This window comes from Antarctobacter albus (genome assembly GCF_900101505.1).
Lineage (GTDB): Bacteria > Pseudomonadota > Alphaproteobacteria > Rhodobacterales > Rhodobacteraceae > Antarctobacter > Antarctobacter albus.
In genome coordinates, this window is sequence record NZ_FMZI01000013.1 from 115,976 (window position 1) to 122,158 (window position 6,183).

General features: G+C 65.3%; 6 protein-coding genes. 5 read left to right on the forward strand and 1 reads right to left on the reverse strand.

Annotated elements, in window-relative coordinates; all coding sequences use genetic code 11:
• Position 1: 1 nt before the first annotated feature.
• From BLQ71_RS20355 to BLQ71_RS20375, 5 genes are read left to right on the forward strand one after another with little or no spacing between them, the layout of a single operon-like run.
• Positions 2 to 796: an aspartate dehydrogenase gene (locus tag BLQ71_RS20355; RefSeq protein ID WP_074623042.1), complete on the forward strand. Its 795-nt coding sequence runs from the start codon at positions 2 to 4 to the stop codon at positions 794 to 796.
• Positions 797 to 801: 5 nt separating this feature from the next.
• The gene (locus tag BLQ71_RS20360; protein ID WP_229754931.1) at positions 802 to 2,295 is read left to right on the forward strand and encodes an aldehyde dehydrogenase; all 1,494 of its coding nucleotides are present in this window, start codon (positions 802 to 804) and stop codon (positions 2,293 to 2,295) included.
• Entirely contained in the window at positions 2,292 to 3,524 is a 1,233-nt protein-coding gene (locus BLQ71_RS20365; RefSeq protein WP_074623044.1) for an FAD-dependent oxidoreductase, read from the forward strand. The genes BLQ71_RS20360 and BLQ71_RS20365 overlap by 4 nt, the downstream gene beginning before the upstream one ends.
• Positions 3,521 to 3,988, forward strand: coding sequence for a flavodoxin domain-containing protein (locus tag BLQ71_RS20370; protein WP_043147191.1), 468 nt, complete (start codon positions 3,521 to 3,523; stop codon positions 3,986 to 3,988). The genes BLQ71_RS20365 and BLQ71_RS20370 overlap by 4 nt, the downstream gene beginning before the upstream one ends.
• Positions 3,988 to 4,587 (forward strand): pentapeptide repeat-containing protein, encoded by a 600-nt coding sequence (locus tag BLQ71_RS20375; protein ID WP_074623045.1) that lies wholly within the window; start codon positions 3,988 to 3,990, stop codon positions 4,585 to 4,587. The genes BLQ71_RS20370 and BLQ71_RS20375 overlap by 1 nt, the downstream gene beginning before the upstream one ends.
• Before the next feature lie 27 nt (positions 4,588 to 4,614).
• Here the strand turns inward: BLQ71_RS20375 and BLQ71_RS20380 are convergent, their stop codons facing one another.
• Positions 4,615 to 5,430 (reverse strand): IclR family transcriptional regulator, encoded by an 816-nt coding sequence (locus BLQ71_RS20380; RefSeq protein ID WP_043147185.1) that lies wholly within the window; start codon positions 5,428 to 5,430, stop codon positions 4,615 to 4,617.
• Between the last annotated feature and the right edge of the window lie 753 nt (positions 5,431 to 6,183).

Below are 6,183 nucleotides of genomic sequence, written 5' to 3' on the forward strand. Positions count from 1 at the left end.
CATGCGGCTGGGACTGATCGGCTTTGGCAACATCGGGGCCACGCTGCTGGACCTGATGCAGAAGGCCGGGCTTGCCCCGGCGCACCTGGCGGTTCTGGTGCGTCCGGGCCGCGAAGCCAGCGTGCCAGCGACCGCCGGGGCCGTGGTAGTGACCAGTGCCGAAGCGCTGCTGGCCGAAACGCCCGATCTGATCGTGGAATGCGCGGGCCATGCGGCGGTATCCGAACACGGGCCTGTGGTGCTGCGCGCGGGGGTAGACATGGTGCAGGTTTCTGTCGGCGCCATGTCGGATCCCGCGCTGGAGGCCCAGTTGCGTGCAGCCGCCAAAGAGGGCGGGGCGCGGATTGTGCTGCCCGCAGGCGCGGTCGGCGGCCTGGACCTGTTGTCGGCGCTCTCGGCAACAGGCGAACTGCAAGTCACCTATCGCGGGATCAAGCCGCCCAAGGCCTGGGCGGGGACGCCTGCAGGGGAAACGCTTGACCTCGATACCCTGACCACGCGCGAGGTCTTTTTCCGTGGATCGGCGCGGGATGCCGCGCGTGCCTTCCCCAAGAATGCCAATGTCGCGGCGGCGCTGGCCCTGGCCGGAGCCGGTTTCGAGGAGACGCAGGTCGAATTGATCGCGGACCCAGAGGCGCCCGGCAACGTGCATTCCTACGACGTGCGCTCGCCCGTGGCCAACTACACGATGGAAATCGAGAACCTGCCCTCGGCAGGCAACGTGAAAACCAGCGTTTCGACGGTCTACTCGGTCCTGCGAGAGATCCGGAACCGCATGAACCCAGTGGTGATCTGATGAACATGATGGACACGACACTGCCGGACGGGCGGCTTTACCTTGGCGGCACCTGGCGCGAGGGGCAGGGGGCCGAGATCACATCGGTCTTTCCGGCGGACGGCACGGTGAACCGTGTGCTGCGCGGTGCCTCGACCGCCGATGGCGAAGAGGCGATTGCCCTGGCCAAGGCGGCGCAGCCCGCCTGGGGCGCGCTGAAACCCTGTGAGCGGGCGCGGGTCCTGTACCGCATCGCCGACGGGATCGAGGCGAACACCGGACGGATTTCGCGCATCCAATCCCGCGACACCGGCAAGACGCTGACCGAAACAGCCGCGCTGGCGGACTCGGCGGCGGGGACCTTCCGCTATTTCGCCGCCGTGGCCGAGACGATGGACGACGATCTGACGGCGCGGCGCGGAACGGCGATGACCCTGTCGGTGCATGAGCCGCTGGGTGTCGTCGCCGCCATCACGCCGTGGAATTCGCCCATCGCCTCGGACGCGCAGAAGGTGGCGCCGGCACTGGCGGCGGGCAATGCCGTGATCCTCAAACCCGCCTCCTGGTCGCCTCTGACGGCTCTGGAACTGGCGCGGATCGTGGATGAGGCCGGATTGCCCAAGGGCCTGTTTTCCGTCCTGCCCGGGTCGGGGCGCGAGATCGGCAACCTGCTGGTGGAACATCCCGACATCGCCAAGGTCAGCTTTACCGGCGGCACCTCGACGGGGCGTACTCTGGCGCGCAAGGCGGCAGAGAAACTGATGCCGGTCAGCCTGGAGCTTGGCGGCAAGTCGCCCACCATCGTCTTTGCAGATGCGGACATGGATCTGGCGATTGCCGGGATCCTGTTCGGGATCTTCTCGTCCTCGGGGCAAAGCTGCATCGCCGGATCGCGCCTTTTCGTGGAGCGGTCGATCTATGACGGCTTTGTCGAACGGCTGGTCGCGGCGACCCGCGCGCTAAAGGTGGGCCACCCCTTCGAGGCGGGAACGCAGGTGGCGCCGCTGATCCACATGGACCACCGGGCCGAGGTGGCGGACCACGTTGCCCGTGCCCTGGACGAGGGGGCGGACCTGCTCTGCGGTGGTGCAGCGCCCGAAGGCGCAGACTATGCAGCGGGCAGCTATTACCTGCCCACCATCCTTGCCGGGGTCGACAACACGGCACGGATCTGCCGTGAAGAGGTCTTTGGACCGGTGCTGGTCGTCATGCCATTCGACGACGAGGCCGATGTCATCGCCTTGTCGAACGACAATGATTATGGACTGGCCTGCGGAATCTGGACGCGGGACTTTCCGCGCGCCTGGCGCATCGGCAGCGCAATCAAGGCGGGGACCGTCTGGCACAACACCTACAAGCAGTTCTCGATCTCGACACCCTTCGGCGGCGACGGGGACAGCGGCATCGGACGCGAAAAGGGCCGCCAGGGCCTGCGCGCCTACATGACGCAAAAGAGCTTTTACACCGATCTGAGCGGTGCGCCCCATCCCTGGGCCGGTGCCGCGCTGGAGGCGTCATGAGCGGCAAGATCGCAATCGTGGGCGCCGGGCCTTCGGGCTGCTACCTGGCGCAGGCGCTGCTGAAGAAGGCGCCTGACCTGCAGGTCGACCTGATCGACCAACTGCCGGTGCCCTACGGGCTGGTCCGCTATGGCGTCGCTGCCGATCACCAGGGCACCAAGGGTGTCGCGCGTCAGTTTGCGCGGGTCTTCGAACGCCAGGGGGCGCGGTTCTTCGGCAACGTGGCGATCGGGCGGGATGTGACGCTGGACGATCTCCGCGCGGCCTATGATGCCGTGGTGCTGGCGGCAGGTCTCTCGACGGACCGCAGGCTGGCTGTGCCCGGTGACGATTTGCCGGGTGTCTATGGCGCCGGTCGGCTGACCCGGGCGCTGTTCGAACATCCGGACGCCGAGGAACTGCCTGACCTGGGCGCGCATCCCGTCATCGTCGGCAATGGTAACGTGGCCATCGACCTGCTGCGGTTGCTTGCCAAGGCGCCGGAGGAGCTGGACGGCTCCGACCTGGGAGAGGGGCCGAGCCGCTGGCTGGCCCAAAGCGGGATCAAGACGATCACCATCACCGGGCGGTCGCCTGCGGCGCGGGCCAAGTTCGACGCCGTCATGGTCAAGGAGCTGGCCAAGCTTTCGGATGTACGGATCGAGGTGGTCGGTGCCGGTGACAGCGACGACCCGGCCGAACTGAAGACACTGGAGGCGCTGACGGCGATCCACGGACATGGGGATGGGGCCAAGCGGATCATCTTTCGCTTTGGCCTGACGCCGAAGGCGGTGGAAGGCGAAGGGCAGGTGCAGGCGGTACGGTTCGACACGGAAAGTGGCGAAGAGGTCATCCCCTGCACATCCGTCCTGACCGCCATCGGTTTCGAGGCGGCGCCGGGCCTTCCGCGCGATGCGCTGGTCGCCGAGGCCGCCGATGCCGAAGAAGGGCGCCTGGCGCCCGGGCTGTTCGCTGCCGGATGGTTCCGGCGCGGTCCGCGCGGCACGATCCCCGAGAACCGCGCCGACGCGCAGGCATTGGCATCTGTCATCCTCGATGACTTCTCGGCCGATCCGACGCGCATGGGCGGCCAGGTGTTCGACGGATTGGACAATATCGTCGATTACTCTGGCTGGAGCCGCATCGACGCCGCCGAAACAGGGGCCGCGCCCGAGGGGCGCTGCCGCACCAAACTCGCCACCCGGGAGACAATGCTCGGGGTTGCAGGAGCAAGGGAGACGACGAAATGAAGATCACCATCCTTTACGGCACCGAAACCGGCAACGCAGAAATGCTGGCCGAGGACATCCAGTCCGAGATCGAGGGAGACCACGAGGTCGAAATCTCCAACCTCGAGGATTTCGCGCCTGCGGATTTCGACGCGGACTGTTTTTATCTGTTGGTCTGTTCGACCTATGGAGACGGCGACCTGCCGGCCTCGGCCCAGCCTTTTGCGGATGCGATGGCGGCGGAAAAGCCGGACCTGGCGGCGATCCATTTCGCGATTTTCGGCCTGGGTGACAGCGAATACGACGAGACCTTCAACCACGGCCCCAAGAAACTGGCGGAACTGATGATTGCGCACGGCGCCCACCAGGTGGGTGAACGCGTGGCGCATGATGCCTCCGGCAGCGACATGGCCGAAGACCTGGCCTTTCCCTGGGCCGAAACGGTCATCGCCGAGGTATCGGAAAAGCTGGGCGAGGCAGCCTGATGACCCCCGCAGAACTGCGCGAAAGGCTCGTCGCTCCTTGGCGGCACGGTGAACACGCCGACCTGCGCGGGGTGACCTGCGAGGGGCGGCTGGACCTGTCTGGCTGCGAGGTCGCGGGCTTCGACCTTTCCGGAGCCAGGTTCCCCGAAGGCATCGACGCCCGGGGCGCACGCTTCCTGGGGCTCAGCTGGTTGCGGGACGTGCGGTTTGGCGGGCGTGCGGATTTTGGCGGCGCGGTCTTCCTGAATGACGCCCGTTTCGAAGGCGCCCGGTTTGACGGTGCCGCCCGTTTTTCGGGGATCGAGTTTAGAGGCATCGGTCGCTTCGATGGCGCGCGCTTTGAGGCAGAGGCCGATTTCTCGGGCGCGGTGGGCTATGGCAACTGCTCGCTGGCGCAGGTGTCCATGCAGGGGCCGACCAGCTTTCGCGACAGCGAATGGCTGGGCGGTCTGTGGTGCCAGGATGCCGCGCTGCCAGCCGATGCCGACCTGGCCGAAACCCAGGTGCACGGGCGCCTTTGGCTGCGCGGGGCACGGCAGGGGAACGGCGCACTGAAACCGGCTGCCTTCGGAATGTCCTTCGGCTATACCTATCTCTGACAGGGCGCGCGCGTTACCGGCGCGCCCTTAGATCTGTTCCGAGGCCCAGCCGCGATAGCCAAGCGCCTCGGAAATCTCTCGTGCCGCGGATTTCAAGTCTGCCTCGATCTGGCCGGCCTGCGGGCTGTCCGGCGCAAAGGCACTGACGTGACCGGTCACGTTGATGGCCGCGATGGCGCGCCCCTGGTGGTCATAAACGGCCACGGCGGCCGATCCGATTTCGCGTTCGAAGTTCGCGACACTCCACGACATGCCACGCGCCCGGTCCTCGGCCAGCTGGTTCTCGAGTTCCTCGAGGCTGGTGCGGGTCTTGTTCGTGTAGGCCTCCAGCGGATGGGCACTGTAGAGTGTCCGCAGATCCGCCGACGACAGTTCGGCCAACAGGATGCGCCCGATCGTCGTGGCATGGGCGGGCAGATGAGTGCCCTCGCGTACGGTGCTGGCAAGGTGCGAATTCGGGGTCTCGCGCGCGAGGTAGATGATCTCATGCCCTTCGCGTATCCCCAGGTGTGCAGAGAGGCTGAGCCGGTCGACCAGCTTGGCCAGGATCGGCCGGGCCGTGGGGATCAGCCCGCGTTCGTTCAGCGCCTCTGTCGCAAGGGCGATCAAGCCGGTCCCGAGACGATAGCCGCCGTCATCCGGCAAGGTCTCGATGATGCGCTCGGCTTCGAGCGTGGCCAGAAGACGGATCAGCGTCGTGCGGTTGATGCCGATGTCCTTGGCCGTCTTGCTCATGTTGCGGCAACGATTGCCGGCCGCGATATGGCGCAGAACCGCAAGGGCCCGCACAACGGGCGGAACAGAGTAGTCAGGATGGGGCTTGGCGTCGATGTCGTCCGGCATGAAATCGTCCCTGGCGCGGTTGTCCATATTTGAACGCGTAGCGCAAAATATGAGCAGATGTCGACCGGGGAATTGGTCGGAGATCGTCTTGTCCGGCCAGCGGGCCGGCCCCATCGAGCCTTGTTCGAGCGCACCGGTCGCTCTGTTGGACAGGTCACACATGCACGGAGGGCCGGTGAAGGAAGGAAGCCGGGGTGGGCATGCCTCACTGATCGGAGCCAGCCCCCCTTGCCGGGCCGGATTCGTCCCGGAGCGATACGGGGTTCGGTCTGGAAAGGTGGGGGAGGGCGCCCTTTCGGAGGCGTGGCTGCTCAAGTGAGCCATTTAAGTGATTGTCTTCAATAGGTTTTGTAGGATTTCCCGAAAAAATCCGAATTTCTCCAAAAAACTGCTTGCGGGTTTTGATGTGTAACCGTAAAAGCCCCTTCACCGGCGGCGCTGAGGCGCTGATCGGGAGGCCGGACGGGACGGCGGGGCGATGCTCCGGGGACTGCGAGGCAACAATCTGAGGCAATGACGGGCGGGCGCGCCGAGCAAGTTAGGGCGCACCGGTTCGGTTTTTGTCTCTACGCTATTTGACATTGATGGTATCTGAAGAGATATGCGGGCGGCTCTGGTTCATTTCGATGGATCAAGCTTCTGTATATCGCGCTTCTAGGGCTTCGGTCCGATGATGAAGTGTCAGCTTCACTGTTTGTATGGACTTCGTTCCCTTGGAACGATGTACATCAAACAGATGACTCTTTGTTTGGG